Raw genomic sequence first — 14,981 nt, forward strand, 5'->3', positions numbered from 1 at the left:
AGCATGCCGCGATTGTCTCGTGCCGTTGCTTTGATTGCAGTGTTGTTGCTGGCTCAACCGGTATTGGCGCAGCGTTTGCGCCTGGTGGCGGACGGTTGGCCGCCGTTTACCGATGTCACCCTGATCAACGGCGGGCTGGCTACGGATATTGTCAGCACCGCGCTGGCTCGGGCCGGGTACGCGAGTGATTTTGAGCAGGTGCCTTGGGCGCGCGCGCTCAAGGGCATAGGCGATGGGCGCTACGATGTGCTGATCAACGCCTGGTACAACGATGAGCGCACGCAGTTGGGTGAGTTTTCCGCGCAATATCTGGTCAACCGCGTGCGCTTTATCAAGCGCCGCGACGACCCTGTCGATTATCAAGACCTGCAACGGTTGCACGGCGAAAGCATCGCCGTGGTGCGTGGTTATGCCTATTCGGCGGCGTTCGACCAGGATGCGCTGCTACAGAAAGTGCCGGTGCATAACTTTGCCATGGCCGTGCGGATGCTGGCGGCGAAACGTGTGCGCCTGACCCTGGAGGATGAGTTCGTGGCGCGCTACTACCTGGCGCGCGAGTCGCCCAGGGTGCGCAGCGCCGTGGAGTTCGTGGGCGAGCCGCTGAGCGAGAACAGCCTGCATATCCTGGTCAGCCTGAAGAACCCCGAGCATGCGCAGATCGTTGCCGGCTTTGACCGGGAGATCGCCAGGATGAAGGCGGATGGCAGTTATGCGAAATTGATGAAGGCCCATGGGATGTAGCGTCTGTGCAGGCCTCATCGGGGGCAAGCCCCCTCCCACACTTTTGATTTGTGAACACCGTCAAATGTGGGAGGGGGCTTGCCCCCGATAGCGGCCTAAGCCGCGCGGGTATCTTTGATCAGATGCGCCGCCAGCGTACGCAACGGCCCCAACTGCCGACCAATCAACGCCAACTGCGTCTGCACCAGCCGCTGGCCCTCATCGATCTCATCCGGCATCTGCTCAAGCTGCGTCGCCAGTGCTTCCTCGTCATCGCTCTGGATCGCAATCGGCTGTTTGTTCGCCAGCCCCGTGGCGATCTCATCAATGCTCGCTGCCAGGCTGTTGCCCGCGCCTGCGATCAACTGTTCGCGCACGTCGGCCGGCAGTTGGGTATCGCGGTGCGCACCAAGGCCCGACAAATAGCTGAGCAGCGTGTGCGAGAGCACCAGGAAGCGGAAGCCGACGTCGGCCTCCTTACGAAAGTGCCCAGGCTCCATCAGCATATTCGCCAGGGTGGTGGACAGCGCCGCATCGGCGTTGTGCGCGTTGCGACGGGCCAGCCGGTAAGCCAGGTCGTCGCTCTTGCCGGCGGCGTACTGCTGCATGATCTGGCGCAGGTAAATGCTGTTGCAGGTCAGGGTGTTGGCCAGCACCTTGTTCAGGCGCCGGCCTTGCCAGTCCGGCAGGAACAGGAACACCGCCAGGCCCGCGATCAGGCTGCCGAGCAAGGTATCGAACAGGCGTGGCAGGAACAGTCCGTAGCCATCGCCCACCTGGTTGAAACAGAACAGCACCATCAGGGTGATCGCCGCCGTGGCCAGGGTGTAGCGCGTGGTGCGGTTGATAAAGAACACCAGGCCGGCGGCGATGGCGAACATCGACTGCACCACCGGGTTTGGGAACAGGTCGAACAGCGCCCAGGCCACGGTCAGGCCGATCGCGGTGCCGATGATCCGCTGGCCGAGCTTGCGGCGCGTCGCCCCGTAGTTCGGTTGGCAAACAAACAGCGTGGTGAGGATGATCCAGTAACCCTGGGAGGCATGGATGGCATGCAGGGTGGCGTAGCCGACGGTCAATGCCAGGGACAGGCGCAAGGCGTGGCGAAACAGCAGCGAGGTGGGCGTGAGCTGGGTGCGCAGGCGCGTCCACATTTCCTTGAGGTTGCGTGGGGCACGGTCCAGCAGGTTGCTGTCGGTGGCGTCGGCCAGGGCGTCGGGGTTGCTTGCGTCGCCGAGCAGGCGGTCGAGGGTCGACAGGTTCGCCGCCAAGGCGCGCAACGAGCGCAGCAAACCGCGCCAGGCTGGATTGCTCTGGATGCGCAGGTGTTCCAGGGAGGCATTCAAATCGCCCAGGGCTTCGGCGAAGCTGTCGTCATAAATGAACGGCTGGCGCAGTTGGATCGACTCGGCCAGGGCCTGGCAGGCCTTGCCCTGCTGGCGCAGCAGGCGTTGGCAGCGGAACAACACGTCGCTGTGGAAGAACGCGTCGGCCAGTGCGTTATACGGGTAGTGGGACGAACTGGCACGCTCGTGGATGTCCTGGGCCAGAAAGTACAGCTTCAGGTAGCGGCTGACCTTCGAGCCCGGCCGGCCATTGCCGACGCGGTGCAGGATGATTTCCTTGGCCGCATTCAACGCCGCGACCACGCGGCCATTCTGCTGGGCCAGTTCCAGGCGGCGTGCTTCCACATCCAGTTGGCGGATCGGCTCGAACAACGCAGATTTGAGCTTCAGGTAACGTCCCAGCTCGCGGAACAACCGCGCCAGGCTCTGCTGCACCGGCTGGTTGGAAAACAGCGCCTGCCACAGCACCGACAGCACGCCGTACCAGGCCGCGCCCGCCACCAGCAGCAGCGGCTCGTGCCAGAAATCACTGACGGCACCGCCGCGCTGGTCCACGCCGATCATGGTGTAGACCGACAGGATCAACGTGGCCGAGGCAATCGCGCCATAGCGTTCGCCGAGCGCGCCGAGCATGGTCAGGCCGAACGTGGCCAGGGCCAGGGAGGCCGCGAAAATCCAGGGGTAGGGAAACAGCAGCTCCACCGACAGCGCGGCGATGCTGAAACACACCAGCGTCACCGCCAGGGCGTTGAGACGGCCTTGCCAACTGTCATCGGTCTCGGCCAGGGCGCTGGCGATAATCCCCAGGAACAGCGGGATCAGCAGCGTCATTTCATCCTGATACCAGCACAGCGCCATGCTGCCGGTCAGGGCGATGAATACCCGAATGCTGTAGCTGAATTTATCCAGTGCCCACAGGCGTCGCAGGGACTGCTTGAACGAGGTCGATGACATGAAGTCTGGAGTCTTCCGGGACGTTGTCGCTAAATTGAGCTATCAAGGACGCCACGGCAAGGGTGGTGATCACATCCAACAGAAAATTATTCCCGCACACCCATTCTCAATGTGGAATGCAGTCAATGTGGGAGGGGGCTTGCCCCCGATAGCAGTGTGTCAGCCACTGCATGTGCAAACTGATACACCGCCATCGGGGGCAAGCCCCCTCCCACATTTGACCGAGTACACCCTTCAGGCATATTGCGCGGCTGCGTAGCCCGAAGCCCAGGCCCACTGGAAATTGAACCCGCCCAGGTGACCGGTCACATCCAGCACTTCACCGATGAAGTACAGCCCGGGGCTTTTCAGGGATTCCATGGTCTTGGACGACACTTCCCGCGTATCCACCCCGCCCAGCGTCACCTCGGCCGTGCGATAGCCCTCGGTGCCCGCCGGTACCAGTTGCCAGTTGCCGAGCTTCTCGGCGATGTCGGCGATTTCGGCATGGGTGTACTGCTTCATCGGCTTGGACGCGAACCAGGTGTCCGCCAGCAGGTTGGCCATCTTCTTAGTGAAAATCTCGCCCAGCAGTGTCTTCAACTCGCTGTTGGGACGCTCGGCCTGTTGCTGTTGCAGCCACGTGTGGGCGTCGTGGTCGGGCAGCAGATTGATCTCCACGGTGTCACCCGGCTCCCAGTAGGAGGAAATCTGCAAAATCGCCGGCCCGCTCAGGCCGCGATGGGTAAACAGCAGGTTCTCGCGAAAGCTCTGGCCGTTGCAACTGACCAGGCAATCCACCGAAGTGCCGGACAGCTCGCCGCACAGGTCCTTGAGCTGGTCGGTGATGGTGAACGGCACCAATCCCGCGCGGGTCGGCAGCAGTTCATGGCCGAACTGTCTGGCCACTTGATAGCCGAAACCGGTGGCGCCCAGGGTCGGTATCGACAAGCCGCCGGTGGCAATCACCAGGGACTCGCAGTGCAGCTCGCCCAAGGTGGTGTGCAACTGATAGCCGCTGTCGAGTCTGGCGATTTGCTGGACGGAGGTGTCCAGGTGCAGGCTCACGCCGGTCTGGATGCATTCATCGAGCAGCATGCCGAGGATATCGCTGGACTTGTTGTCGCAGAATAGCTGGCCGAGTTTCTTTTCGTGGTACGGCACGCCGTGCTTGGCCACCAAGCCGATGAAATCCCACTGGGTGTAGCGCGCCAGCGCCGACTTGCAGAAGTGCGCGTTGTGCGAGAGGAAGTTGGCCGGCTCGGTGTACAGATTAGTGAAGTTGCAGCGGCCACCACCGGACATCAGGATCTTTTTGCCGGCCTTGTTCGCATGGTCGATCAGCATCACCTTGCGCCCGCGCCCGGCGGCGGTCAGTGCGCACATCAAGCCAGCGGCGCCGGCGCCAATGATCACAACTTCGGTCGAGCGCACAGCCATGTCCTCATACAAATATTCATCTGAAATGTAATCAAAACTGTGGGAGGGGGCTTGCCCCCGATAGCGGTGTATCAGTAACAGATGGACTGACTGACACACCGCCATCGGGGGCAAGCCCCCTCCCACATTGGATCTTCATTGGATCAACGGTCGTGTTACAGGATCCGCACGCGCAACGAACGGCCTTTGATCTTGCCGTCGTTCAAGCGCTGCAGCGCCTGCTTGGCGATGCCGCGTTCCACGGCCACGAAGGCCTGGAAGTCAAAGATCGCAATTTTGCCGACCTGGGCACCGGGGATGCCGGCGTCACCCGTCAGGGCGCCGAGGATGTCGCCTGGGCGAACCTTGTCCTTGCGGCCGGCGGCGATGCACAGCGTGCTCATCACCGGCAGCAGCGGGCCACCGCTCTGCGGCTTGAGGTTGTCCAGTTGATCCCAGTTCAGCGGCGACTTCTGCAGTTGCTCGATGGCCTGGGCGCGGTGCGCTTCGGACGGCGCCACCAGGCTGATGGCGAGGCCGGTCTCTCCCGCGCGACCGGTACGGCCAACACGGTGAATGTGGATTTCCGAGTCGCGGGCCAGTTCGACGTTGATCACCATGTCCAGCGAGTCGATGTCCAGGCCACGGGCGGCGACGTCGGTGGCCACCAGCACCGAGGTGCTGCGGTTGGCGAACATGGCCAGTACCTGGTCACGGTCGCGTTGCTCCAGGTCACCGTGCAGGCCGACGGCGGAAATGCCCTTGGACGTCAGGTGATCCACGGTTTCCTGCACTTGCTGCTTGGTAAAGCAGAACGCCACGCACGACGCCGGGCGGAAATGCGCCAGCACCTTGGTCACGGCGTCCATGCGTTCTTCCGGCGAGATCTCGTAGAACCGCTGTTCGATCTGATCGTCGGAGTGGAACGCTTCGGCCTTCACTTGCTGCGGCGCGCGCATGAACTTGGAGGCCAGTTGCTTGATGCTCACCGGGTAGGTGGCCGAGAACAGCAGGGTCTGGCGGCGTGCCGGGGTCTTGCTGATGATGTCTTCGATGGCGTCGTAGAAACCCATGTCGAGCATGCGGTCGGCTTCGTCGAGGATCAGCGTGTTCAAGCCGTCCAGTACCAGCGAACCTTTGCGCAGGTGCTGCTGGATGCGGCCCGGGGTGCCGACGATCACGTGGGCGCCGTGCTCAAGGGAGGCGATCTGCGGGCCGAGGGACACGCCGCCGCACAGGGTCAGCACCTTGATGTTGTCTTCGGCGCGGGCCAGGCGACGGATTTCCTTGGCCACCTGGTCGGCCAGCTCGCGGGTCGGGCACATCACCAGGGCCTGGCACCCGAAATAGCGCGGGTTGATCGGGTTCAGCAGGCCGATACCGAAGGCGGCGGTCTTGCCGCTGCCGGTCTTGGCCTGGGCAATCAGGTCCAGCCCCTTGAGGATCACCGGCAAGCTCTGCGCCTGGATCTGCGTCATCTCGACATAACCCAGCGAGTCGAGGTTAGCCAGCATGGCGGCGGACAGGGGCAAAGTATTAAAAGCGGTGGCGATGGTGGTCACGGGACTGGCTCTGCAAAACAAAATGTCGCGCAGTGTACCAGTCTCGTGGGAATTTCCCCGCAAGTTCTAGACGAGACGCCGGTCAGTGCTCGATATCATGCTCGCGGCTGACCACGCGTTTGCCGTCTTTTGGCGACAATTGCAGGAAGATCGCCGCCGCCAGCATCGCCATGATGCCCACGGTGAGGAACGTCAGCTGGAACGCGCCGAGCACCGTGTTCACCCCATCGTTGCCGGTCTCCAGGGTGAACCCGCCGAGCAGGGCACCGGCGCAGGCCACGCCCAGGCTCAGGGACAGTTGTGCCACCACCGACAGCAAACTGTTGCCGCTGCTGGCCTGGGCGTCGTCGAGGTCGATCAGGGTCACGGTGTTCATCGCCGTGAATTGCAGCGAGTTGATGGCGCCGAGCACCGCCAGCATCGCCAGCAGCAGCGGGTAAGGGGTTTGCTCGCTGACCAGGCCCATGCTCGCGAGCATGGCGCCCAGGGCCAGGGTGTTGCCGGTGAGCACCACGCGATAACCCAGGCGCTCGATCAACGGCCGGGCGATGGACTTGGCAAACATCGCCGCCGCCGCCAGCGGCAGCATGCTCATGCCGGCCTGTGACGGCGAATAACCCAGCGCCACCTGCAACAGCAAGGGCACCAGGAACGGCAGCGCACCGCTGCCCAGGCGCGCGAACAGGTTACCGAGGATGCCCACGGCAAAGGTGCGGGTCTTGAACAGCACCGGCGAGAACAGGGCGTTGTCGATATGCCCGGCGCGCAGCCAATACGCCGCCAGGCACGCCAGCCCGCCGAACAGCAGCAACATCACCCGCAGGTGCGGCAGGTGCAGTTCGCCCAGGCCCTCCATGGCGATGGTGATCAGCACCATGGCCGCGCCGAACAGCAGGAAGCCGAGGCTATCGAAACGCGTGCGCTCGCTGCCGCGCAGGTCGGGGATGAACTTCCACACCGCGTAGCAGCCGATCATGCCCACCGGCAAGTTGATCAGGAAGATCCAGTGCCAGGTCAGGTATTGCACCATCCAGCCGCCCAGGGTCGGGCCGAGCAATGGGCCGAGCAGGCCGGGGATGGTAATGAAGCCCATGATCCGCACCAGCTCGGAACGGGGATAGGCGCGCAGGACCACCAGGCGCCCGACCGGCAGCATCAGCGCGCCGCCCAGGCCCTGGATCACCCGCGCACCCACCAGCATGCTCAAGCTGCTGGACAAGGCGCACAACAATGATCCGATGCTGAACAGCAGGATGGCGCCAAAGAAGATTTTCTTGGTGCCGAAGCGGTCGGCGATCCAGCCCGACGCGGGGATCAGCAAGGCGACGGTGAGCATGTAGGCAATGACCACGCCCTGCATGCGCAGCGGGTTTTCCGCCAGGTCCCGGGCCATGGCCGGCAGCGCCGTGTTGAGGATCGTCCCGTCCAGCGACTGCATGAAGAAGGCAATCGCGACCACCCAGGGGAGCCAGCGGGCGGTCTTGGCGTCGAGAGGGGCACGATTCGGCATGGGAACCCTTTTGTTAGCAGGCTATGTGTTGGCGATTATGCGCCATTCGTCGCTGTTTTTCCCACTAGCGGTTCGTCTATAGCCGACAACGCGGCGTGCTCGCCCACCAGAAAATCCAGCAAGGCACGATGCACCGCCAGCGCCGCCTCGCGTGATTCCAGGTCGAGCAAATGGCCGGTGTGTTCGGCCACGGCGAAACTGCTGCGCCCTACGTAATCGCCGAACAAACGGGCTTCGGCGGCAGGGGTGTATTCGTCCAGCGTACCGTTGAGGAAGTGCACCGGTGTTGCAATGTGCCGCAGCGCCGGCAAGTAGTTGCCATCGCCCAGCGCCAACACCTGGTGGATATGAAAACGCGCCTGGCGATATTCGGTGGTGGCCATGTTCGACAGGTGGCGGTGGTTGTTGCGCTTGAGGCGCGGCGACAGGTATTTGCCGACTGTCTCGTTGAGCAGGTGGCCCACGGCGGATTTGTCATCGGCCTCGATCAGCACACGCACGCGCTCCACGTACGCAAGCATGGCCGGGTTGAGGTTGGGGGCGAGGGCCATCACCACCGAGCTTTCGATGGACGGCGGGTTGTGCGCCAGGGTCAGCAGCGTGGAGATACCGCCCCAGGAGGCCGATACCAGGTGGTTGACCTCGAAGCGCTCCACCAGGGCGCGGAGCATCTGCACTTCGTCGTCCTTGGTCACCAGGTCCAGGTCGGTGTTGTATTCACGCGAGTAGCCGGAGAAAGGCAGGTCGAACAGCACCACATTGAAATGCCCGGCCAGGCACCTGCTGGTGCGCGCAAAGGCACGCGTGGTGGACAGTGCACCGTTGACCAGCAACACGGTTTTTCTGCGCGGGTCGTTGCCCAGTTGCTCTACATGGACGTTGTAGTGCTTGTACAGCTTCTCTATGACAAAACTTCCCTGGGTCATCGCAACACTCCCTGTTGTGTGGCGGTATGCCACTAGCTCTTATAACGAGGTTTTTTGCAGGCGACAACAGGCCTGCCCGCGAAGAGCACGAAGAAGGGAATTGGCGGTAGGAAGGGTTGAAACCGAGCTGTCTGAAATCAACTCAGGACAATGTGGGAGGGGGCTTGCTCCCGATAGCAGTGTGTCAGTCAGTACATGTGTCACTGATACACCGTCATCGGGAGCAAGCCCCCTCCCACAGGGGTTTTGTATTTACAACGTCAGGGTCAGGCGTTTGACCAGGGCGCCTGGCAGCAGATTCGACGCGGTGTTGCGCTGGCCGTACGTACTGGCTGACAACAGCAGCTCTCGCTCGGCCGTCAACGCCTCCAGCTGTGAGCCAAGCAGGCTGTACACACTGTCATCAAAGCGCATGGTGCTGACCGGGGCCTTGATCTCGCCGTCTTCCACCCAGAACGTGGCGAAGCGGGTCATGCCGGTCAGGCGCGCCGCCGGCAGGTCGGAGTAGTTCAGGTACCACAGGTTGCTGATGTACAGCCCGGTGCCCAATTGCTTGAGGACATCGGCCTGAGCCAAGTTGCCGGCGGCCATCTGCAGGGCGCTGGGGGACTCGTCGCCGCCGGCGCCGTTGGCACTGAGGCCATATTCGGCGGCGCTGCGCGAGTTGACCAGTTGCCCGTCGGCGCGGCCTGCATCGATCAACCTGACATCGCTGCGCGGGTAGCCTTCCGGGGAAAAGGCCTGGCTCAGTGAACCGCTGATCTGCTCGCTGACGGTCACCAGCGGGCTCAGGTGCTGTTCGCCGGCATACAGGCGTTGCAACGAGCTGCCTTTGCTGGCGATGGCCTGGGCGGAAAAACCGCCCCAGGTCACGATGCTGATGATCTCTTCGAGTGCCGCCGGAGCGAGGTAGGCGCGGTACTGTCCGGGCGCCAGCGGGTGCAGCGGTCGGCCCAGGAAGTGGAGCTGGTCGCGCGCCTGTTGGACGCGCCGGGCGAACTCGGCACTGTCCCAGGTGTGCCCTGCGTAGCTGGCCTTGACCGCTTCGCCATTGGCGTGGAACAGGCTGAAGTCGAAGTTGAAGCTATTGGCCTGGTGCCAGCCGAACGCGCCGTCGGAGCTGGCAAAGCCACGGCTGATGGGACCGGCGGCATAGAAGCCGACCATGTCCACGTCTTCTGCAGCCTGGCTGATGTCTTGCAGCACCTGGGCCAGCTTCGGCAGGGGGCGTAGCTGTTCGTTGTGACTGTGCCAGGCGTCGTGGTTCAGCAACAGGTACGGGTCCGCCGGCAGTAACGGCAAGGTTTCGCGCAGTTGTTGCAGGCCATCGGCCAGACGCTGGCGATCCAGCGCCGGCTCGCCGGACAGGGTGATGCCCAGGTCGGCGTGGCGGCCGTCGTTGATCAGCTTGAGGTTCAGGCTCGATTGTTGCACCTGGCCGGCCTGGCGCACCTGCGCGTGGTTGAACCGCACGAATTCCGACGATTCATCCGCGTAGCCGAGGTGAAATTGCTCGTTGTCGGTGATGGCCTGCTTGAGCCAGTCCACCAGTGCCTTGAAATTGTTCATCAGGCGTCCCCCCCGAATACATCGACGTTGCTGAACACACAGGCCGGTGAGGCGTGGCCCACACGGATCACCTGGTTGGGTTCACCCTTGCCGCAGTTCGGCGTGCCCAACACCTTGAAGGTGCTGGCATCGCCGACCGCGCTGAGGTTGCGCCAGAACTGCGCGGAAATGGCGCGGTAGTTGGGGTTCTTCACCACACCCTTGAGTTCGCCGTTTTCGATCAACTGGCCCCACTCACACCCGAACTGGAACTTGTTGCGCGCATCGTCGATGGACCACGAACGATTGGTCGACATCAGGATGCCGTGTTCAATACCGCCCACCAGTTGCGCGAGGTTTTTATCGCCGGGCTCGATATTCAAGTTGGCCATGCGATCGATGGGCGGGCGATTCCAGCCGCAGGCGCGGCTGTTGGCGACGCCTGGCAGGTTGGCGCGAAATTGCGACAACGCGCCGCCCAACGGCTTGAGCAGCAGCCCTTCGCGGATCAGGAACTGCTTGCTGGCGCGGGTGCCGTCATCGTCATGGCTGTAGCTGGCAAGCTGCTCGGGGATGTCCGGGTCGAAGGTCACGTTGAGCAGCGCTGAACCGTATTGCAGGTGGCCGAAGTCGCTGGCCTTCACAAAGCTGGTGCCGGCGTAGTTGCGCTCGTCGCCGAGGATGCGGTCCAGCTCCAGCGGATGGCCGATGGACTCGTGGATCTGCAGGATCATCTGGTCGGGCATCAGCAGCAGGTCACGCGGACCCTGGGGCGTGTTCGGTGCCAGCAACAGTTGCAGGGCCTCGTCGGCCACGCGCGGCGCGGCGCCGATCAGGCCGAAGCGGCTGATCACGTCAAACCCGCCTTGCTGGCCGAAGTTGCTGCCGCCGAGGGTGCGGGTCTGGCTGTCGTTACCGTCGAAGGCCGTGACATTGACGCCGGGGAACACAAAGCGCTGGGCCTGGCGCAATTCGGCCCCGGCGGTGTTGAGGTAGATTTGTTCGACGGTGGTCTGGCCCAGACTCACGTCCCAGCTGACCAGGCGCTCATCCCTGGGCACCGCAGCCGACTCATCGCCGAGCAGTTGGTAGCAGTCGCTCAGGGTGGGGAAGGGCTGGTCGAAGTCGGGCGACAGGTAGTCGGCAACGTCACTGGACACCGCTTGCTCGCGCAGGTCGAGCAGGGCGTGGGGCAGGATCTGCCGGGCCTGCTGCTCGGCGCGCTCGAGGGCGGCTTGCAGGCCGGCCAGGGAAATATCGTTGGTCGCGGCGTAGGCTTCCACGCCGTTGAGGCGCACGGTGAGCATGGCGCCTTCGTCGTGGCTCAGGTGCGGCGGTTCGGCGACGTTCTTGCGTACCGACAGGTATCGGCCGGATTCGCGGACATAGCGCAGGGAGAAGAATTGGGCGTTGGTGCGCAGGGCACTGAAGTGTTTTTTGAGCGTGGCGTGGTGTTCGAACATGGGGCCTTCCTTGTGGGCGGCTCAGCGCGGGCAGGCCAACAGAGTAGGCCGGGGTTGGGAGCTGATCAAGGGAGGTGGTTGTGTGTTGTTTGTTCGGGCCTCATCGGGGGCAAGCCCCCTCCCACATTTGAAGGTGTTCACAAATCAAAGTGTGGGAGGGGGCTTGCCCCCGATGGGAGCGCCGCAGTGTTTCAGTTACTGCGCAATTTCACGCATCGGCTTGCCACGCACCGGCGCATCGCCGGCCACGTAGTAGTCGGCGGTGCTGCGCGGCAGTGGCTTGCGGCCACGGATCTTGTCGGCGATTTTCTCGGCGATCATGATCGTCGGCGCGTTCAGGTTACCGGTGGTGATGATCGGCATGATCGACGCATCCACCACACGCAAACCCTGCATGCCGTGCACGCGGCCTTCGCCGTCGACCACCGCCATCTCGTCGGTGCCCATCTTGCACGAGCAGGACGGGTGGAACGCGGTCTCGGCGTGCTCGCGGATGAACTTGTCCAGCTGCTCATCGGATTGCACGTCGATACCCGGGCTGATTTCGCGGCCACGGTAAGGGTCGAGCGCCGGCTGCTGCATGATTTCGCGGGTCAGGCGGATGCCGTCACGAAACTCCTGCCAGTCCTGTTCGGTGGCCATGTAGTTGAAGAGGATGCTCGGGTAGTCCCGTGGGTTCTTCGACTTCAGGTGCACGCGGCCACGGCTTGGCGAACGCATGGAACCCATGTGCGCCTGGAAGCCGTGCTCTTTCACGCCGTTGCTGCCGTTGTAGTTAATGGCGACCGGCAGGAAGTGGTACTGGATGTTCGGCCATTCGAATTCCGGGCGCGAACGGATAAAACCGCCGGCCTCGAACTGGTTGCTGGCGCCGATACCGGTGCCGTTGAACAGCCATTCGGCACCGATGGCCGGCTGGTTGTACCAGAGCAGCGAGGGGTACAGCGACACGGGCTGGGTGCAGGCATATTGCAGGTACAGCTCAAGGTGATCCTGCAGGTTTTCGCCGACGCCTGGCAGGTCATGGACCACCGGGATGTCGAGGCTTTCCAGCAATTTGGCCGGGCCGACGCCGGAGCGTTGCAGCAGTTGCGGCGAGGCAATTGCGCCGCTGCACACCAGCACTTCCTTGCGCGCACGGGCTTCGACGCGCTCTTCGGCAGCGCCGATCAGGTAACGCACGCCGACCGCACGCTTGCCTTCGAACAACACTTTGTCGGTGAGGGCGTGGGTGACGATGGTCAGGGTCGAACGCTTTTTAGCCGTGTCCAGGTAACCGCGTGCGGTGCTGGCGCGACGGCCATTGGGCGTGACGGTACGGTCCATCGGGCCGAAGCCTTCCTGCTGGTAGCCGTTCAAGTCTTCGGTACGCGGGTAACCGGCCTGTACGCCGGCTTCGACCATGGCGTGGAACAGCGGATTATTGCCTGCTTTGGGCGTGGTCACGCTGACCGGGCCTTCGCCGCCGTGGTAGTCGTTGGGGCCGATGTCGCGGGTTTCGGCCTTGCGGAAATACGGCAGGCAGTCCAGGTAGGTCCAGTCTTCCAGGCCCGGCAGCTTCGACCAGTTGTCGTAGTCCATGGCGTTGCCGCGGATGTAGCACATGCCGTTGATCAGGGAAGAGCCACCCAGGCCCTTGCCGCGACCGCATTCCATGCGGCGGCCGTCCATATGCGGCTCTGGATCGGTTTCGTAGGCCCAGTTATAGCGGCGGCCTTGCAGCGGGAAGGCCAGGGCGGCGGGCATCTGGGTACGGAAGTCGAGACGGTAGTCCGGGCCACCGGCTTCCAGCAACAGGACGGTGACGCCTTCGTCTTCGGTCAGGCGAGTCGCCAGGGTGTTACCGGCGGAGCCGGCACCCACAATGATGTAGTCGTATTCTTGGGACATTGGATGCACCCTCTTGATGTGTGGTCAGGTCGGGCCTCATCGGGGGCAAGCCCCCTCCCACACTGACTGTGTTCACAAGTTTAGATGTGTAAACACAGTCAAATGTGGGAGGGGGCTTGCCCCCGATGGCGGCCTTACAGGCAATACAAGGCTCGGGTGTCAGAACACCGAGGCGTAATCACCCAACTCAACCTGTACCGATTTGATGCGCGTGAAGTTGTTCAGCGAGCTGATCCCGTTCTCACGGCCCACACCCGATTGCTTGTAGCCACCCACCGGCATCTTCGCGTCGGACTCGCCCCAGGCGTTGATCCAGCAGATACCCGCTTCCAGTTGATGAATCACGCGGTGAGCGCGGTTCAGGTCCTTGGTGACCAGGCCGGCGGCCAGGCCGAAGTCGGTGTCGTTGGCGCGACGGATCACTTCTTCTTCGGTTTCATAGGTGAGGATGCTCATCACCGGGCCAAAGATTTCTTCACGCACGATGGTCATCTCGTCGGTGCAGTCGGTGAACACGGTCGGGGCCACGAACGCGCCTTTGGCCAGGTCGCCGTCGGTCAGGCGATCGCCGCCGCACAGCAGGCGTGCGCCTTGCTCTTTGCCCTTGGCGATGTAGCCCAGCACGCTTTCCATGTGGGCGAAGCTGACCAGCGGGCCGAAGTTGGTGTTGTCGTCCTGCGGGTCGCCTACACGGATGCGCGCAACGCGTTCAAGAATCTTGGCTTCGAACGCCGCCTGCAGGTGCTTGGGCACGAACACGCGAGTGCCGTTGGTGCAGACCTGGCCGGAGCTGTAGAAGTTGGCCATCATCGCGATGTCGGCGGCGCGATCCAGGTCGGCGTCTTCGAACACGATCAGCGGCGACTTGCCGCCCAGTTCCATGGTCACTTCCTTGAGCGAGGAGCTCGACGCGCTGGCCATGACTTTCTTGCCGGTGTCGGTGCCGCCGGTGAACGAGACTTTCTCGATGCGCGGGTGCTCGGTCAGCCAGGTGCCGACTTCACGGCCGCTGCCGGTCAGGACGTTGAACACACCGGCCGGAACGCCGGCTTCGGTGTAGATCTCGGCCAGTTTCAGGGTGGTCAGCGAGGTGACTTCGCTGGGCTTGAAGATCATCGCGTTACCGGCGGCCAGGGCCGGTGCGGATTTCCACAGGGCGATCTGGATCGGGTAGTTCCACGCGCCGATACCGGCGACCACGCCCAGCGGCTCGCGGCGGGTGTAGACGAATGAGGTGTCGCGCAGCGGAATCTGCTCGCCTTCGATGGCCGGCACCAGGCCCGCGTAGTATTCCAGCACGTCGGCGCCGGTGACGACGTCGACGTATTTGGTTTCGGAGAACGCCTTGCCGGTGTCCAGGGTTTCCAGGGCGGCCAGTTCATCGTTGCGCTCGCGCAGGATGTCGACGGCGCGGCGCAGGATGCGCGAACGCTCCATGGCGGTCATGGCGGCCCAGATCTTCTGGCCTTTTTCGGCGCTGACCACGGCACGTTCAACGTCTTCCTTGGTAGCGCGTTGCACTTGGGCGAGAACTTCACCGTTAGCCGGGTTGATGGCTTCGAAGGTGGCATCGCTGCCAGCGTCGCTGTAGCCGCCGTCAATGTAGAGTTTTTGCAGTTCGAAACGGGCCATAAAGTCCTCGCAAGTGCATAAGTGGTTGGCGC

The 14,981-nt window shown here is 63.1% G+C and carries 10 protein-coding genes; 1 reads left to right on the forward strand and 9 read right to left on the reverse strand.

Going from position 1 to position 14,981, the window contains the following annotated elements; genetic code table 11:
* The first annotated feature begins 3 nt into the window (after window positions 1–3).
* On the forward strand, window positions 4–741 hold the full coding sequence (locus BFP93_RS06040; RefSeq protein ID WP_065892438.1) for a substrate-binding periplasmic protein: 738 nt from the start codon (window positions 4–6) through the stop codon (window positions 739–741).
* Window positions 742–836: 95 nt separating this feature from the next.
* Here BFP93_RS06040 and yccS read toward each other — a convergent pair whose 3' ends face one another.
* From yccS to betB, 9 genes are all read right to left on the reverse strand, one after another.
* Window positions 837–3,020 carry a YccS family putative transporter gene (gene yccS / locus BFP93_RS06045; RefSeq protein ID WP_065892439.1) on the reverse strand — a complete coding sequence of 728 codons (2,184 nt, stop codon included), beginning with the start codon at window positions 3,018–3,020 and terminating at the stop codon, window positions 837–839.
* Window positions 3,021–3,254: 234 nt separating this feature from the next.
* Complete coding sequence (locus tag BFP93_RS06050; RefSeq protein WP_065892465.1) at window positions 3,255–4,433, reverse strand: NAD(P)/FAD-dependent oxidoreductase; 1,179 nt, start codon at window positions 4,431–4,433, stop codon at window positions 3,255–3,257.
* Between the two features lie 161 nt (window positions 4,434–4,594).
* On the reverse strand, window positions 4,595–5,932 hold the full coding sequence (dbpA, locus tag BFP93_RS06055) for an ATP-dependent RNA helicase DbpA (protein ID WP_240995367.1): 1,338 nt from the start codon (window positions 5,930–5,932) through the stop codon (window positions 4,595–4,597).
* 130 nt (window positions 5,933–6,062) lie between these two features.
* Window positions 6,063–7,490, reverse strand: a complete 1,428-nt coding sequence (gene mdtD / locus BFP93_RS06060; protein WP_065885417.1) for a multidrug transporter subunit MdtD — start codon at window positions 7,488–7,490, stop codon at window positions 6,063–6,065.
* A 35-nt stretch (window positions 7,491–7,525) separates the two neighbouring features.
* Complete coding sequence (locus BFP93_RS06065) at window positions 7,526–8,416, reverse strand: alpha/beta fold hydrolase (RefSeq protein WP_065892440.1); 891 nt, start codon at window positions 8,414–8,416, stop codon at window positions 7,526–7,528.
* A 252-nt stretch (window positions 8,417–8,668) separates the two neighbouring features.
* Window positions 8,669–9,985: a TldD/PmbA family protein gene (locus BFP93_RS06070; RefSeq protein WP_065892441.1), complete on the reverse strand. Its 1,317-nt coding sequence runs from the start codon at window positions 9,983–9,985 to the stop codon at window positions 8,669–8,671.
* Complete coding sequence (locus tag BFP93_RS06075) at window positions 9,985–11,427, reverse strand: TldD/PmbA family protein (protein WP_065892442.1); 1,443 nt, start codon at window positions 11,425–11,427, stop codon at window positions 9,985–9,987. The genes BFP93_RS06070 and BFP93_RS06075 overlap by 1 nt, the downstream gene beginning before the upstream one ends.
* 195 nt (window positions 11,428–11,622) lie before the next feature.
* Window positions 11,623–13,317, reverse strand: a complete 1,695-nt coding sequence (betA, locus tag BFP93_RS06080; protein ID WP_065892443.1) for a choline dehydrogenase — start codon at window positions 13,315–13,317, stop codon at window positions 11,623–11,625.
* A gap of 159 nt (window positions 13,318–13,476) precedes the next feature.
* Window positions 13,477–14,949, reverse strand: a complete 1,473-nt coding sequence (betB, locus tag BFP93_RS06085; protein ID WP_065892444.1) for a betaine-aldehyde dehydrogenase — start codon at window positions 14,947–14,949, stop codon at window positions 13,477–13,479.
* Window positions 14,950–14,981 lie beyond the last annotated feature (32 nt).

The organism is Pseudomonas sp. 44 R 15 (genome assembly GCF_900004965.1).
Classification (GTDB): Bacteria; Pseudomonadota; Gammaproteobacteria; order Pseudomonadales; family Pseudomonadaceae; genus Aquipseudomonas; species Aquipseudomonas orientalis_A.

Coding starts and splice junctions, on each gene's coding strand:
- BFP93_RS06040 (WP_065892438.1), top strand. CDS start 4: ATGCCGCGATTGTCTCGTGCCGTTGCTTTGATTGCAGTGTTGTTGCTG.
- BFP93_RS06070 (WP_065892441.1), bottom strand. CDS start 9,985: ATGAACAATTTCAAGGCACTGGTGGACTGGCTCAAGCAGGCCATCACC.
- BFP93_RS06075 (WP_065892442.1), bottom strand. CDS start 11,427: ATGTTCGAACACCACGCCACGCTCAAAAAACACTTCAGTGCCCTGCGC.
- BFP93_RS06065 (WP_065892440.1), bottom strand. CDS start 8,416: ATGACCCAGGGAAGTTTTGTCATAGAGAAGCTGTACAAGCACTACAAC.
- dbpA (WP_240995367.1), bottom strand. CDS start 5,932: ATGCTGGCTAACCTCGACTCGCTGGGTTATGTCGAGATGACGCAGATC.
- mdtD (WP_065885417.1), bottom strand. CDS start 7,490: ATGCCGAATCGTGCCCCTCTCGACGCCAAGACCGCCCGCTGGCTCCCC.
- betB (WP_065892444.1), bottom strand. CDS start 14,949: ATGGCCCGTTTCGAACTGCAAAAACTCTACATTGACGGCGGCTACAGC.
- betA (WP_065892443.1), bottom strand. CDS start 13,317: ATGTCCCAAGAATACGACTACATCATTGTGGGTGCCGGCTCCGCCGGT.
- yccS (WP_065892439.1), bottom strand. CDS start 3,020: ATGTCATCGACCTCGTTCAAGCAGTCCCTGCGACGCCTGTGGGCACTG.